Below are 15,777 nucleotides of genomic sequence, written 5' to 3'. Positions count from 1 at the left end.
TGGGAAGGTTGACAGAACTCGGAAAACTATTGAAAGAAAAGCGCGAAGAAAAAGGCATGTCGCTAGAAGAACTTCAAACAGCTACGAAGATACAAAAACGTTATTTAGCTGCGATTGAAGTGGGGAATTATGATGTGCTGCCTGGCACATTTTATGCAAGAGCCTTTATTAAAAATTATTGTGAAGCAGTAGGATTAAACTACGAAACGATTTTTGATGAATATGCTCATGAAATCCCGAAGGCAATTAAAGAAACAACAACGGAATTTGAACCCCGGTCAAAAAGAGAACGCTCATCTGTTAACGAAGAGAATTCTTTTTTAAAGCGGTTAATCCCGATTTTACTTATCGGAGTTTTAATTATTGCGATTCTTTTCTTTGTGTGGAAATTTTTGCTGCCGGATGGCAATGATCAGGCCAAAAGCGGTGAAGATGTAAAATCCGTTGAATTAGATGCGGACACAAACAAACCGAAAAAGAAAGAAGAACCAAAAAAAGAAACTGAAAAAGAAGAATCAAAAAATGAAGAACCAGCAGAGAAAGAAGAAACTGCAGCACCAAAATTGACAAAGCTTCAGACAGCCGGCAAAGTAACAACATATGAGATGTCTGATGGAAACGAACTCGTAATCGATCTGACTGCATCTGGGCCAAGTTATGTAGGAATTAAAGATGAAACCGGAAAAAGTCATTTTGATAGTCAGATTAAAGAAGGAGAAACAAAAACTTTTGATTTAACTTCTGCAAAAGAGGTTACTTTAAATATTGGTGCATCTCATGTAACATCTATAAAAATAAATGGTGAACCATTCACTTATCCTGTACCGCCTTCAGATTTAGTTCACCAAAAGATTGTTATTAAAAAGGCACAATAATTAAATAAGACGTTGACCGTATTTTGGAGGAATTTGTTTTGAATTTACCTAACAAGATAACAATATCTCGAATTTTTTTAATCCCGCTATTTATGATTGTACTTTTAGGCGGTTTCGATTGGGGAACATGGACAATCGCAGGAGAAAAGTTGCCTGTGACCCATTTTATTGCAGCCCTGATCTTTATATTTGCATCCAGTACTGACTGGGTAGATGGTTATTATGCACGTAAATACAACTTAGTAACAAACTTAGGAAAGTTTTTAGATCCTCTTGCAGATAAACTTCTTGTGTCTGCTGCTCTGATTGGATTAGTTGAACTAGGTGCAGCTCCCGCTTGGATGGTTATCGTTATCCTTAGCCGGGAATTCGCAGTGACTGGTATCCGGGCTGTTGCTTCTGCTGAAGGAGAAGTTATTGCAGCGGGTCAGATGGGGAAACTAAAAATGTGGATACAGATCATTGCAATATCCGCTTTGTTGCTTCATAATCTTCCTTTTGCATGGATCGGTGTTCCGTTTGCAACAATTAGCTTATGGCTTGCTACTTTAATTACTCTTTATTCCGGGTGGGAATATTTTGTGAACAGCAAACACATTTTACTAAAATCAAAGTAAATCATGAAAAACAGGAGAGGAATACTCCTGTTTTTTTATTCTTACTAAGAGAAATTGCTAAAAACCAAGCTATAATTATTATGCTATCTTTTCTTTTGCAAAGTTGAACTAATATTAATTGAAGATATAATCAGGGAGAGTGATTGAGATGAACGCAGAAATTATTGCAGTAGGCAGTGAACTGCTTTTAGGCCAGATCGTAAATTCCAATGCTCAATATATTTCTAAAAATCTAGCTGACATAGGGGTGAACGTCTTTTATCACACGGTTGCCGGAGATAATGAAAGAAGGCTGTCTTCTGCTGTAAAAACAGCTTGCTCTCGTTCAAACCTTCTTATTTTCACAGGAGGTCTGGGACCGACCAAAGATGACCTAACAAAAGAGACGATTGCAAAATTATTCAATAAAGAACTGGTTCATGATGAGGATTCACTGCGTTACATAACAAATTACTTTGAACAAACAAATAGGGAAATGACGGATAACAATAAGAAACAAGCCCTTATCATTAAAGATGCCAAGGTATTGCCTAATGAAAATGGAATGGCTCCTGGCATGGCATTTACTCAAGATGAAATAACCTGTATATTGCTTCCTGGTCCTCCGAGTGAGATGAAGCCAATGTTCATGAATTATGTTGTTCCTTTTCTTCTTTCAAAGATGGATGTGCAAATTAGATTATATTCCCGTGTTTTGAAGTTCTTTGGCATTGGTGAGTCGATTTTGGAAACAAAGCTTCAAGATTTGATTGAAAAACAAACGAATCCTACAATCGCACCATTAGCGTCTGAACATGAAGTGACAATCCGTCTGACTGCTGCACATACCGATCAAGAAGAAGCCAAAAAATTGCTTGATGAAACTGAGTCAGAGATTGTGGGAAGAACATCTGCTTTTTTTTACGGGTATGAGAATGATACTCTGGAAAAACAGACAATGGATTCATTGATGAAAAGGAAAGCTACTGTTGCCTCTGCTGAAAGTCTGACAGGCGGTTTGTTCGGAAGGATTATGACAGATCAGCCTGGATCCTCGGCTGTGTTTAAAGGCGGTATAATTGCCTATTCAAATGAATTAAAGAAAAACCTGCTAAATGTACCTGATTCTTTAATTAAAGAACATGGAGCCGTCAGTGAAGAATGTGCTGAATGGATGGCTGAACATATAAGAAAAATGGCTAAAACAGATTATGGGATCAGTTTTACAGGTGTGGCAGGACCAGAACAACAAGAGGAAAAGCCTGTTGGAACTATATTTATCGGCGTTGCAGGACCGCAGGAGACAAAAGTTTTTCCTATAAGACTTGCTGGAACAAGGAACAGTATTCGTGAAAAGACAGTAAAACATGGTTTATACTTATTAAACCGATTGGTCAAAGAAGATCAATAAAAAAATCGAATAAATGTTCGTAAAATGATTGGCAAAATGAAAAAAAAGAGATATGATAGAAAAGTAGTTAATAAAGGAATTAATGAATTAAAAATAAATGAAGATACAAATAAGAGGAGTGAATTTTGATGAGCGATAGAAAAGCGGCTTTAGATATGGCTCTGCGTCAAATTGAAAAGCAATTTGGTAAAGGTTCAATTATGAAACTGGGAGAACAGACAGATCAGAGAGTTTCAACTGTTTCCAGTGGTTCCATTGCTTTAGATATTGCACTTGGAATCGGTGGTTATCCACGAGGCAGAATTATTGAGGTTTATGGTCCGGAATCTTCAGGTAAAACAACTGTTGCACTTCATGCCATTGCTGAAGTTCAAAGAAACGGCGGACAAGCTGCTTTTATTGATGCTGAGCACGCGCTGGATCCTGTATATGCACAAAAACTTGGAGTTAACATCGATGAATTGTTACTGTCCCAGCCTGATACTGGGGAGCAAGCGCTCGAAATCGCTGAAGCACTTGTTCGAAGCGGAGCGGTCGATATCCTAATTATTGACTCAGTTGCTGCTCTTGTACCAAAAGCTGAGATTGAAGGGGAAATGGGAGACTCTCACGTGGGTCTTCAAGCTCGATTGATGTCTCAAGCATTGCGTAAACTATCAGGAGCGATTAACAAGTCCAAAACAATCGCAGTATTTATTAACCAAATCCGTGAAAAAGTCGGGGTTATGTTCGGTAATCCGGAAACAACTCCAGGCGGAAGAGCACTAAAGTTCTATTCTTCAGTACGACTAGAGGTGAGAAGAGCAGAACAGCTTAAACAGGGTCAGGATGTTGTCGGAAACAAAACGAAGATTAAAGTTGTGAAAAATAAGGTTGCTCCTCCATTCAGAACAGCTGAAGTTGATATCATGTACGGAGAAGGAATCTCTTATCAAGGCGAGATTTTAGATATCGGTTCAGAGATTGATATTGTTCAAAAGAGCGGAGCCTGGTATTCATATGAAGGTGAGCGTTTAGGTCAAGGCCGTGAAAACTCTAAGCAATTCTTAAAAGAAAATCCTGAGATTGCGGCAGCGATTGTTGCTGAAATCCGTAACTACTATCAGTTAGAAGGAAAAACAGCAGAAGTAGAAGCTCCTGCTTCAGAAGAAGAATTCGAGCTGACAGAAAAGTAAGAGATGAGGCCAGTCATTTGACTGGCCACTGAAAAACCGGTTGAATTTCACCGGTTTTTCTTTTTATACAGTAAAAAAACAAGGGCTTCGCATGGCATTCACTTGCGAAGCCCTTGTTTTTTGTCCTTGTCTTACCCTTTATTATTTAATTAACTTCATGATTATTTTAAATTTACAATAAATATCGGGACGGCATCTTGCATTTCCATGCTACCTCGTTAATGCGAGATGGTCAGAACCTTCTTTTGAATTTGCGATACAAACATGTAGTGATTGGAGCGGAAGGGTACTGACTCCTCGAAAATGAAATTCACATTTTCTTCGTGCGAGGCAATGCTGCCGAAGCCTTCCTTGTCCTGCGGGACGAGTGGGACAGGTGAGACCCATAAAGGCGCGTAGCGGCATGGGGCTCACCGCCCGCCCCGCGGAAAGCATGTACCCTGGAGCGGAGATCCTCTTCTATATGTTGGACTTTTTTAGTGGCTTCTCATTTGACTGGCAATTTTTATTTTTAACTCTTACGTAAAAGAGAAAAACAGCCTTATTTCCGGAGACTAATTTCGTCAAATACAGGCAAATAATGCTCCTTGCTATTTTTATGCCATCCTATTATTATAGAAGATTGACTCTCTTGACAAGCTATGGGCACACCTATAAAATGGAGATATATTTTGATTTCTTATGAAATTAAAAGATATGTATAGAATTTGTACGACATGAATGGTGCAAAGCACATGTAACATGAATGACGCCAAGAAATGCAGTATGAAAAGCAGAAAAGCAGAATAAGCAAGAGGAGGTGGAAATATGCCAAGTTTAGCAGTATTCATCTCCAGTTTGCTTGTCTCATTAGGTGTCGGTGCAATTGTCGGATATCTTGTTAGGAAATCAATTGCTGAAGCGAAGATTTCAAGCGCAGAGCGTGCAGCTGCGCAAATTGTTGAAGATGCAAAGCGCGATGCTGACGCCAGCAAGAAAGAAGCGCTGTTAGAAGCAAAAGATGAAATCCATAAGCTACGTACAGAGGCAGAACGCGAGATTCGCGAACGTCGAAACGAGCTTCAAAAACAAGAACATCGATTGGTTCAGAAAGAAGAGATCCTGGACAGAAAAGGTGAAACTCTTGACAAGAAAGAGGAAACTTTAGAAAGACGTGAGGAATCTCTCACCAAAAAACAGCGACAAATTGAAGAGATTGAAAGCAAAGTGGAGGAATTGCTGGAGGAACAGCAACGAGAGCTTGAGCGCATTTCCAGTATTACCAGGGATGAAGCACGCCAAATCATTATGACTGAAACTGAGAACGAGATGACACATGAGTTGGCGATGATGGTAAAAGAAATGGAAAATCGTGCAAAAGAAGAAGCGGACAAGAAAGCGAAAGAAATTCTTTCACTGGCTATCCAACGCTGCGCAGCCGATCACGTAGCAGAAACAACAGTCTCTGTGGTAAATCTTCCTAATGATGAAATGAAAGGAAGAATTATTGGGCGTGAAGGACGAAACATCAGAACACTTGAAACATTAACGGGAATCGATTTAATCATCGATGATACACCGGAAGCTGTTATTTTGTCTGGTTTTGATCCTATTCGTCGCGAGATTGCGCGTATGGCTTTGGATAAACTTGTTCAGGATGGAAGAATCCACCCTGCACGAATTGAAGAAATGGTTGAAAAATCACGCAGAGAAGTGGATGAGTACATTCGAGAAGTTGGAGAACAAACTACGTTTGAAGTAGGTGTTCACGGACTTCACCCAGATTTAATTAAGATCCTTGGTCGTTTGAAGTATCGTACAAGCTACGGTCAGAACGTACTGAAACATTCAACAGAAGTGGCTTACTTAGCTGGGTTAATGGCAGCTGAAGTAGGTGAAGATGTACATCTTGCTAGACGCGCTGGATTACTTCATGATATCGGTAAAGCGATTGATCATGAAGTTGAAGGCAGCCACGTTGATATCGGGGTAGAACTTGCTACAAAGTATAAAGAACACCCTGTAGTTATCAATAGTATTGCGTCACACCATGGTGATACAGAACCAACATCAATTATTGCTACTCTAGTGGCAGCAGCAGATGCACTATCAGCTGCTAGACCAGGAGCGCGCCGGGAAACTTTAGAAACGTATATTCGCAGACTTGAAAAGCTGGAAGAGATTTCAGAGTCATTTGATGGAGTTGAAAAATCTTTTGCTATTCAAGCAGGACGCGAAATTCGTATCATGGTCAAACCTGATATGATTGATGATGTAGCTTCTTATAGACTTGCCCGTGATATAACGAAGAAGATCGAGAGTGAACTGGATTATCCAGGACATATCAAAGTAACGGTTATTCGTGAAACACGAGCAGTAGAATACGCGAAATAATGAACAGGCTCTGAGGCTATTAAAAACCTTTTGAGCCTGTTTTTTTATTTTTTTATATGCAATATTCGGAGATTTCTAAATTACAATAAGGTTTGAACTGCCAATGTTAAGGGAAACAGATAACCGGGGTTTATTCAGAAGGTCAACTTAGCAGAACAAATATTTTATAAAGATGCCGGTAAATTTGTTACTGCAGGAATACAAGCCATGATCAATGAATATAGTAGAACAGGTATCTATCCTGAAGGAGGTTCAAAACAATGGAAATATTAAAAGTTTCAGCAAAATCCAACCCCAATTCTGTAGCTGGTGCACTTGCAGGTGTTCTCCGTGAAAGAGGAGGCGCTGAAATACAGGCGATCGGTGCAGGTGCATTAAATCAAGCTGTAAAAGCAGTAGCGATTGCAAGAGGATTTGTAGCACCGAGCGGAGTTGACCTCATTTGTATACCAGCATTTACAGATATCTTAATTGATGGGGAAGAAAGAACCGCAATTAAATTAATAGTGGAACCGCGATAATAAGAAAATGAAAAAACCTGTTTACTTAATATGAGTAAGCAGGTTTTTTTGTGATTTTAATATACTTACAGTGCTGCTTATGGAGGAATATGAAGAAATATAATAGAATTGATAGTACAAGAACAGGGGTGGTAACAATAACAATGAAGTTCTTACATGATTTGCCTGTTTTTGAAATAGTTTGAATAATTTCGGCCGAATACTTGCATTTTTATTAAGTTAAGTCTAGAATTGTAGACGTTTAGTACATAATTTATTTAACGTATCAAAACGTTGAAATCACCATGAAAGCAATACACAAAACTAAGTAATTCCTCAAAAAATTAACGTTTGGGTTACTGAAAGGGTGGAGTACATGATTGATCAACTTTCTTGGAAAGTTGGCGGACAGCAGGGTGAAGGTATCGATAGCACAGGTGAGATTTTTGCGATGGCTCTTAATCGCCTTGGCTATTATCTCTATAGCTATCGACACTTTTCTTCGAGAATTAAAGGCGGTCATACCAACAATAAAATTCGTGTAAGCACGAGTGAAACCCGTTCTATTTCTGATGATCTTGATATTTTAATAGCATTCGATCAAGAGACAATTGATGTGAATGTTCATGAGCTACGCGATGGCGGAGTTGTAATAGGAGATTCTAAATTTAATCCTACAGTACCAGAAGACCTCAATGTCAGATTGTATGCGGTTCCATTTACTGAGATTGCAAGTGAACTCGGAACTTCTCTCATGAAGAATATGGTGGCGATTGGCGCAACAAGTGCTGTACTTGGATTGCCAGTAGAAAGCTACTTGGAAGTTGTTGAGGAAATTTTTTCACGTAAAGGTGCAAAAGTAGTTGAAAAGAACATGGAAGCTATTCAAAAAGGTGCAGATCATTTTAATGAATTATCAGGCGGCCAGATTGACGGTTTCCAGTTAAATAAAGCAGACGGCAAAAAGAGAATGTTCATGATTGGAAACGATGCAATCGCATTAGGTTTTGTTTCGGGCGGCGTTCGTTTTATGGCAGCTTATCCTATCACGCCTGCTTCAGAGATCATGGAGTATTTAATTAAGAAACTTCCTGAATTTGGCGGAACAGTTATTCAGACAGAAGATGAGATCGCTGCATGTACGATGGCAATTGGTGCAAACTATGCTGGAGTTAGAACGATCACTTCATCTGCAGGTCCAGGACTTTCATTGATGATGGAAGCACTTGGTCTTTCTGGAATGACAGAAGTACCGTTAGTAGTTGTTGATACACAGCGCGGAGGACCATCCACAGGACTTCCGACAAAACAAGAACAATCAGATTTGATGGCAATGATTTACGGTACACATGGTGAAATTCCAAAAGTAGTTATGGCACCAAGTACTGTTGAAGAGGCATTTTATGATGCTGTAGAGGCTTTAAATATTGCAGAAGAATACCAATGCCCAGTTATTTTACTAACGGATCTTCAGCTTTCGCTCGGTAAACAATCTGTTGAACCGTTAGATTTCAGCCGTGTGGAAATTCGCCGCGGTAAACTTGATCCAAATCAAGAATTGCCTGAAACTGATGATAAAGACGGGTACTTTAAACGATATGAAGTTACTGAAGACGGCATCTCGCCTCGTGTAATTCCTGGTATGAAAAATGGTATTCACCATGTTACAGGTGTAGAGCATGATGAAACCGGAAAACCGTCAGAAGTAGCAGCTAACCGTCAAAAGCAGATGGATAAGCGTCTTCGCAAATTAAAGAACCTTAATTTCAATGTTCCTATTGTAAAGCAGGGACAACACGAGGAAGCGGACATTCTTCTTGTTGGCTTTAATTCTACAAGAGGTGTTATTGAAGAAGCGATGCCGCGTTTAGAAGCTGACGGGTTTAAAGTAAATCATGCGCATATTCGTTTAATTCATCCATTCCCGGCTGATGAGATGAAACCGTTAATTGACGCTGCGAAAACAGTAATCGTTGTTGAAAATAACGCAACAGGACAATTAGCTAACATTTTAAAAATGAATGTTGGGCAGCATGAAAAAATTAAGAGTTTATTAAAATATGATGGAAATCCTTTCTTGCCATCTGAAGTTGTCATGAAATGCAAGGAGCTGGTTTAATATGGCTACATTTAAAGAATTTCGTAACAGTATCAAACCTAACTGGTGTCCGGGTTGTGGAGATTTTTCTGTGCAGGCAGCCATTCAAAGAGCGGCAGCAAATGTCGGGTTAGAACCAGATAATCTTGCGGTCGTATCTGGAATCGGCTGTTCTGGGCGAATCTCTGGATATATCAAATCTTATGGGTTTCATGGAATTCATGGGCGTTCACTGCCTATTGCACAAGGTGTAAAGATGGCAAACCGCGACTTAACTGTAATCGCTTCTGGCGGTGACGGTGACGGATTTGCAATCGGTATGGGCCACACGGTACACGCGATCAGAAGAAATATTGATATCACATACATCGTAATGGATAACCAGATTTATGGACTGACGAAAGGACAGACATCACCGCGTTCTGATGTTGGTTTTAAGACGAAAAGTACGCCAGAAGGTTCTGTAGAATCAGCTATAGGCATTATGGAGCTTGCCTTAACCGCAGGTGCGACATTTGTAGCTCAAAGCTTTTCAACAGATCTTAAAGAACTTACTTCTATAATTGAAGCAGGTATTAATCACAAAGGATTCTCTTTAATCAACGTTTTCTCGCCTTGTGTTACTTACAATAAGGTAAACACATATGACTGGTTCAAAGAACACTTGGTTCCATTAAGCTCAATTGAAAACTATGATTCTTCAAATCGAATGATGGCTATGCAAACATTGATGGAGAACAAAGGCCTTGTCAAAGGGATTATCTACCAGGATAAAGTAAAGTCTTCTTATCAGGATCTTGCCCATGGCTACAGCAAAGAAGCTCTAGCTAAAATGGACTTAAACCTGTCAGAGGAAAAATTCAATCAGCTAATGACAGAATTTATGTAATTCATAGCCTCCTCCTATATTTAGGAGGAGGTTTTTGTTTAAGTTAAAATTTTTTCAAGAATTTTTTTCGGTGTCTGCGTATGTCCATCTGAGGAGAACACTGCTCTTTACCTCACTATTTATAAAATGTACAATGATGTTGGATATGATATTTGATGTTTAGTGAGGAGTGTTCAGTTTGGAAGGGAAAATGAAAGCAATTGTTAAGCATCATGCGGGATACGGTGCTCGATTAGAAACAGTAGATATACCTCAAATTAAAGATGATGAAGTTTTAATTAAAGTAAAAGCAACTTCGATCTGCGGTACGGATGTCCATATATACACTTGGGATGAATGGTCCCAAAGCCGTGTGAAAACTCCTTATGTTTTCGGACATGAATTTTCTGGGGTTGTTGAAAAAGTAGGAAGCTCAGTGAAAAATGTTAAAGCTGGCGATCACGTTTCAGCAGAAACTCATATAGTTTGCCATTCTTGTCCACAATGTTTAAAAGGGCAGTTCCATATCTGTAAAAATACGAAGATTATTGGTGTTGATACTCACGGCTGTTTTGCTGAATATGTGGCGATGCCTGCGGAAAACATCTGGAAGAATGATCCTGATATGCCATTTGAACATGGTTCTATTCAAGAGCCGATGGGAAATGCAGTTCATACGGTTCTAGCTGGTGATGTTGCAGGTAAAACAGTTTCAGTTATCGGCTGCGGACCGATAGGCATCATGGCTGTAAACGTAGCTAAAGCTGCTGGGGCCAGCCAGGTAATCGCGTTAGATCTTAACGAATACCGTCTTGATTTAGCAAAAAAAATTGGTGCTACAGCTGTTATTAATCCGAAAAATGAAGACCCTGTAGCAAGAGTGCTGGAGCTTACAGACGGGAATGGTGTGGATGTTGTCTGTGAGATGAGCGGGCACCCTGTAGCTATCGACCAAGGTTTTAAAATGATTACGAACGGTGGCCGGGTATCTATTTTAAGTTTGCCTGTTAAGCCTGTTGAAATTGACCTTACAAATGATGTTGTTTTCAAAGGAGTAACAGTACAAGGTATTACTGGCAGAAAGATGTATGAAACATGGCAGCAGGTGTCTGGACTTTTACAATCTGGAAACATGTACCCTGAAACAATCATCACTCACACTCTTCCATTGGAGCAGTTTGAGGAAGGTTTTGATTTAATGATAAAAGGCAATTGCGGAAAAGTAGTTCTAATACCTTAGAAAGGGGCTTGTAATGATGAAAGGTTTTGAATACTTACAAGAAGAATTAGACCATATGAAAGAAGAGGGAACGTTTAGAAAACTTGTACCTCTTGAATCTGAGCAAGGATCAAAAGTTGTTATCAATGGCAAAGAAGTAATCCAGCTTTCTTCAAACAACTATTTAGGATTAACAAGCCATCCGAAAATGAAAGACGCAGCATTAAAAGCAGTTGAAGAGTTTGGTGTAGGAACTGGTTCTGTTCGTACGATTGCAGGGACACTTTCTATGCACGAGGAATTCGAAAAAAAGCTTGCTGAATTTAAACATACAGAAGCATGCCTTGTATTCCAATCTGGCTTTTCAACAAACCAAGGAATCCTTTCAGCGATCCTGACAGATCAGGATGTCGTTATTTCGGATGAACTGAATCATGCTTCAATAATAGACGGAATCCGTTTAACAAAAGCAAAAAGAAGAATCTATAAGCATGTAGATTTAGAAGATTTGGAAGCTGCGTTAAAAGAAACACAGGATTATAGAAAAAGAATCGTCGTAACAGATGGCGTATTCTCCATGGACGGCAATATCGCACCACTGCCTGGAATCGTAGAACTTGCTGAAAAGTACGATGCACTTGTGATGGTTGACGATGCCCATGCAAGCGGAGTGTTAGGAACTAACGGACGCGGTACGATCGATCACTTTAATTTAAACGGCCGTGTACACATCCAAGTTGGTACATTAAGTAAAGCGATTGGTGTTCTTGGAGGTTATATTGCAAGTACCCAAACTTTAAGAGACTACCTGATCCATAAAGGACGTCCTTTCCTTTTCAGTACATCTCATCCGCCTGCAGTTATCGCTGCTAGTTCTGCTGCTATTGATGTATTAGAAGAAGAACCAGAACACATGGAACGATTATGGGAAAATACGAAATTTTTCAAAGCAGGTCTTAAAGAACTTGGATTTAAGACGGGTGTAAGTGAAACACCTATCACTCCTGTTCTTGTTGGTGATGATGCTTTAGCACATAAGCTTTCAGATACATTGTTAAAGTATGGTGTATTTGCTCAAGGCATCGCATTCCCGACAGTTGCGAAAGGGAAAGCTCGCGTAAGAACAATCGTTACCGCACAGCATACTAAAGAAGAATTGCAAGCGGCCCTTGACGCATTTGAAAAGGCTGGAAAAGAACTAGAAATTATTTAATGTAAAGCTGATTTTATAAACATTGTTGTTTTTGAAGGTAGTTGATTTTCGTTCCAGTTCGCTCGCTTTCCACGGGGCGGGCGGTGAGCCTCCTCGCGCTTTGCCCCTTTGGGAGTCTCACCATCTGGGAAGTATATGTGCTCCTGCGTCTACACGCAAATCCTGACGCGGCCTGTTCCTCGTCGCATGCCTTGCAAGAGGATTATTCAGGTAGTTTGCACGCACCTTGCACTTCAATCAACTTATCAATGTAGCGAAAAAAATTATCATAAGCAACAATCTTTTAGAAAAGAGCCTAATGTAAAAAAGAAGGAGAAATCCTTCTTTTTTGTTTGCAGCAGTGATACTAGTTACTATAATATCATTATGTAAACCTACGGGATTACACGTTTTAATAAAACCAATTATTTGATATAATGTTACAGTTAGATACATGTATTATTAAAAGATTGAAGCAGCAATATGCAGCAAAGGCAGTTAGGAGTGAAAATGTCTTGGATACGAAAGACAATAAAACGATTAATAAAGATAAAAATAGAGACTACTCACAATATTTTCAAACCACTTATACTCCGCCTTCTTTAAAAGACGCAAAAAAGCGCGGTAAAGAGCAGACTCAAATTTTAAAAGATTTCATGATTCCTGAGAATTTAAAAGATATAGGTGTTGGGAAGAAGTTCTATATACGAACTTACGGATGCCAGATGAACGAACATGATACTGAGGTTATGGCTGGCATACTTAATGAGATGGGCTATGATGTTACAGACTCGACAGAAGATGCGGATGTCATTTTATTAAATACGTGTGCGATTCGTGAAAATGCTGAAAATAAAGTTTTCGGTGAACTTGGACATTTGAAACATACAAAAGCGAACAATCCAAACTTGCTTTTAGGTGTCTGTGGATGTATGTCTCAGGAAGAATCTGTTGTAAACCGAATACTATCAACTTATCCTCAAGTAGATATGATTTTTGGTACTCACAATATCCACCGACTTCCTCAAATCATTGAAAATGCACTATTTTCAAAAGAAATGGTTGTTGAGGTTTGGTCTAAGGAGGGTGACATTGTTGAAAACCTTCCAAGAAAACGCAAGGGCAATGTAAAAGGCTGGGTAAACATTATGTACGGATGTGACAAGTTCTGTACGTATTGTATTGTTCCATATACACGAGGCAAAGAACGCAGCAGGCATCCGCAAGATATTATCGAGGAAGTTAGACAGCTGGCAAGAGAAGGCTATAAGGAAGTTACATTGCTAGGTCAAAATGTAAATGCTTACGGCAAAGATTTCGAAGACTTAAACTACGGTCTAGGAGATCTAATGGATGAAATCCGCAAGATTGATATACCAAGACTGCGATTTACGACGAGTCACCCGCGTGATTTTGATGACCGCTTGATCGAAGTGCTTGCAAAAGGCGGTAATATCGTCGATCACATCCATCTACCAGTTCAGCACGGCAATAGTGATATCTTAAAATTAATGGCTCGAAAATATACACGTGAGCACTATCTGGAACTTGTAAATAAGATAAAGGCTGCCGTTCCAAACGCAGCATTAACGACAGATATTATTGTGGGATTCCCTAATGAAACAGATGAACAGTTTGAAGAAACGATTACTCTTGTAAAAGAAGTAGAGTACGATGCGGCGTATACGTTTATTTACTCACCGCGAGAAGGTACTCCGGCTGCAAAGATGGAAGACAATGTGCCAATGGAGGTTAAGCGTGAGCGTCTTCAGCGTTTGAACAGCGTTTTAAATGATATTTCGCTTCGCAAAAACCACGCTTACATGGGAAAAGTTGTAGAAGTGCTAGTTGAAGGAGAAAGCAAAAAGAATCCGGATGTGCTGACCGGTCACACTGGTTCTAATAAAGTAGTAAACTTTAAAGCTCCTAAACACTTGATCGGTGAAATTGTAAAAGTTAAGATTACCGACGCTAAAACTTGGAATCTTGGCGGAGAATTAGTCGTAGAAAAATCAGAGGTGGTAAGCTAATGGCAACTTATACTAAAGAAGAAATTTTAGGGAAAGCAAAAGAACTTGCAAAAATGATCGCGACAACTGAAGAAGTGGAATTTTTCAAGAAAGCTGAAGCTCAAATCAATACGAATGCCAACGTTGCTAAATTGATGGGGCAAATTAAGAACTTGCAAAAGCAAGCTGTTAATCTTCAGCATTATCAAAAGCATGAAGCTTCTAGAGAAGTAGAAGAAAAGATTGACTCACTTATGGCTGAACTAGACAGCATCCCTGTCGTTCAGGAATTTAAACAGTCGCAGAATGATGTGAATGATATTCTGCAAATGGTTTCACATACAATCTCAAACAAAGTAACAGATGAGATCATTGAATCGACTGGCGGAGATCTTCTTAAAGGAACAACAGGTTCTCAAGAAGGATGTTCTCCTGGCGGCTGCGGCTGCCACTAATATTATATTAAAGACACGATGTTCGATGAGCATCGTGTTTTTTGTTGTTCTGCATAATATAGCTAAAAAGAGGGCCGATGAAATAGATGAAAGACTATAAAATAAAGTTTTATGGTCCTTTATATTTATTTATGATCCTTCAAAAAGTTTTATAGGCTGTTCGACAATTGCCTTTCATCCAATCATTTTCCATTGATATATAATTTCACGTACCGTATATTAAAAATATTTTTTGAACATTCCGCTAAGAATGCCCATATAAATAGACTAATTGCTGATTTTTTTATTAATAAGCACAATAGGCATTAGCCCTGCATAAAATGTATGGAGAGCGAAATAGGAGGGATTCATGTATGGCTAGACACGTTGATCAGGAGTTGACTTACAGAGAGATCATCACAAAAGCAGTGTGTGGTAAAGGCAGAAAGTTTTCTCAGGCGACTCATACGATTGCACCAGCTCATCGTCCCAGCAGTATTTTAGGATGCTGGATCATTAATCATGCTTATAAGCCGAAGAGAAACGGTGAATGTGTAGAAGTTGAAGGAAGCTACGATATTAACGTTTGGTACTCATACAATGATAATACTAGAACGGAAGTAGTAACTGAAACCATACATTTTAAAGATAAAGTGGATTTGAGTGTAAGAGATAAAAACGCGCTTGGGAATCAGTATGAAGTAACTTGCCGTGCCCTGCAAGAGCCTAATACGCTTGAAGCAACCATTTCTCCAAACGGAAATAAGGTCATTGTTCAAGTAGAAAGAGAGTTTGTATGCGAGATCATTGGTGAGACAAAGGTTTGCGTTTACGTAAATCCGGATGGATTTGACGATGAGAATACACGAGATTGGGAATATGATGTTGATAATGAAAACTTCGAAGATCTTGATCCGAACTTTCTGATTGGCGATTTAGAAGAATAACAGAAGCGGGGAGAATTCTTCCCGTTTTTTTCATGCAGAGAAAACGAAATGAATTGAGGAGTTATGATATAATAGCAACA

General features: G+C 39.2%; 13 protein-coding genes. All 13 read left to right on the top strand.

Features of this window, described 5'->3' with window-relative positions; genetic code table 11:
* Positions 1-8: 8 nt before the first annotated feature.
* The 13 genes from UN64_RS16125 to cotE all read left to right on the top strand — a co-directional run bounded on the left by UN64_RS16125 (position 9) and on the right by cotE (position 15,697).
* Positions 9-875 carry a helix-turn-helix domain-containing protein gene (locus tag UN64_RS16125; RefSeq protein ID WP_077364599.1) on the top strand — a complete coding sequence of 289 codons (867 nt, stop codon included), beginning with the start codon at positions 9-11 and terminating at the stop codon, positions 873-875.
* 38 nt (positions 876-913) lie between these two features.
* Positions 914-1,492 carry a CDP-diacylglycerol--glycerol-3-phosphate 3-phosphatidyltransferase gene (gene pgsA / locus UN64_RS16120; RefSeq protein ID WP_077364597.1) on the top strand — a complete coding sequence of 193 codons (579 nt, stop codon included), beginning with the start codon at positions 914-916 and terminating at the stop codon, positions 1,490-1,492.
* A 148-nt stretch (positions 1,493-1,640) separates the two neighbouring features.
* The gene (locus UN64_RS16115; RefSeq protein ID WP_077364595.1) at positions 1,641-2,882 is read left to right on the top strand and encodes a competence/damage-inducible protein A; all 1,242 of its coding nucleotides are present in this window, start codon (positions 1,641-1,643) and stop codon (positions 2,880-2,882) included.
* Positions 2,883-3,010: 128 nt separating this feature from the next.
* Positions 3,011-4,057, top strand: coding sequence for a recombinase RecA (gene recA / locus UN64_RS16110; RefSeq protein WP_077364593.1), 1,047 nt, complete (start codon positions 3,011-3,013; stop codon positions 4,055-4,057).
* A gap of 807 nt (positions 4,058-4,864) precedes the next feature.
* A complete protein-coding gene (rny, locus tag UN64_RS16105) occupies positions 4,865-6,430 on the top strand; it encodes a ribonuclease Y (RefSeq protein WP_077364591.1) in 1,566 nt (521 codons plus the stop codon).
* 260 nt (positions 6,431-6,690) lie between these two features.
* Positions 6,691-6,951, top strand: a complete 261-nt coding sequence (gene spoVS, locus UN64_RS16100) for a stage V sporulation protein SpoVS (protein ID WP_010193268.1) — start codon at positions 6,691-6,693, stop codon at positions 6,949-6,951.
* 355 nt (positions 6,952-7,306) lie between these two features.
* Positions 7,307-9,049: a 2-oxoacid:acceptor oxidoreductase subunit alpha gene (locus UN64_RS16095; protein WP_077364589.1), complete on the top strand. Its 1,743-nt coding sequence runs from the start codon at positions 7,307-7,309 to the stop codon at positions 9,047-9,049.
* A 1-nt stretch (position 9,050) separates the two neighbouring features.
* Complete coding sequence (locus UN64_RS16090) at positions 9,051-9,917, top strand: 2-oxoacid:ferredoxin oxidoreductase subunit beta (RefSeq protein ID WP_077364587.1); 867 nt, start codon at positions 9,051-9,053, stop codon at positions 9,915-9,917.
* Positions 9,918-10,095: 178 nt separating this feature from the next.
* On the top strand, positions 10,096-11,136 hold the full coding sequence (tdh, locus tag UN64_RS16085; protein WP_245802055.1) for an L-threonine 3-dehydrogenase: 1,041 nt from the start codon (positions 10,096-10,098) through the stop codon (positions 11,134-11,136).
* A 16-nt stretch (positions 11,137-11,152) separates the two neighbouring features.
* Positions 11,153-12,328 carry a glycine C-acetyltransferase gene (locus UN64_RS16080; RefSeq protein WP_077364585.1) on the top strand — a complete coding sequence of 392 codons (1,176 nt, stop codon included), beginning with the start codon at positions 11,153-11,155 and terminating at the stop codon, positions 12,326-12,328.
* A gap of 416 nt (positions 12,329-12,744) precedes the next feature.
* The gene (miaB, locus tag UN64_RS16075; RefSeq protein ID WP_077364583.1) at positions 12,745-14,337 is read left to right on the top strand and encodes a tRNA (N6-isopentenyl adenosine(37)-C2)-methylthiotransferase MiaB; all 1,593 of its coding nucleotides are present in this window, start codon (positions 12,745-12,747) and stop codon (positions 14,335-14,337) included.
* The gene (locus tag UN64_RS16070) at positions 14,337-14,771 is read left to right on the top strand and encodes a YlbF/YmcA family competence regulator (protein WP_077364581.1); all 435 of its coding nucleotides are present in this window, start codon (positions 14,337-14,339) and stop codon (positions 14,769-14,771) included. Before miaB ends, UN64_RS16070 begins: the two co-directional genes overlap by 1 nt.
* Before the next feature lie 353 nt (positions 14,772-15,124).
* On the top strand, positions 15,125-15,697 hold the full coding sequence (cotE, locus tag UN64_RS16065; RefSeq protein WP_077364579.1) for an outer spore coat protein CotE: 573 nt from the start codon (positions 15,125-15,127) through the stop codon (positions 15,695-15,697).
* Positions 15,698-15,777 lie beyond the last annotated feature (80 nt).

The organism is Fictibacillus arsenicus (genome assembly GCF_001999465.1).
Taxonomy (GTDB): Bacteria; Bacillota; Bacilli; order Bacillales; family Fictibacillaceae; genus Fictibacillus; species Fictibacillus arsenicus.
The sequence above is the reverse complement of the archived record's forward strand: the minus strand, read 5'-3'. Positions and strand labels throughout refer to the sequence as shown.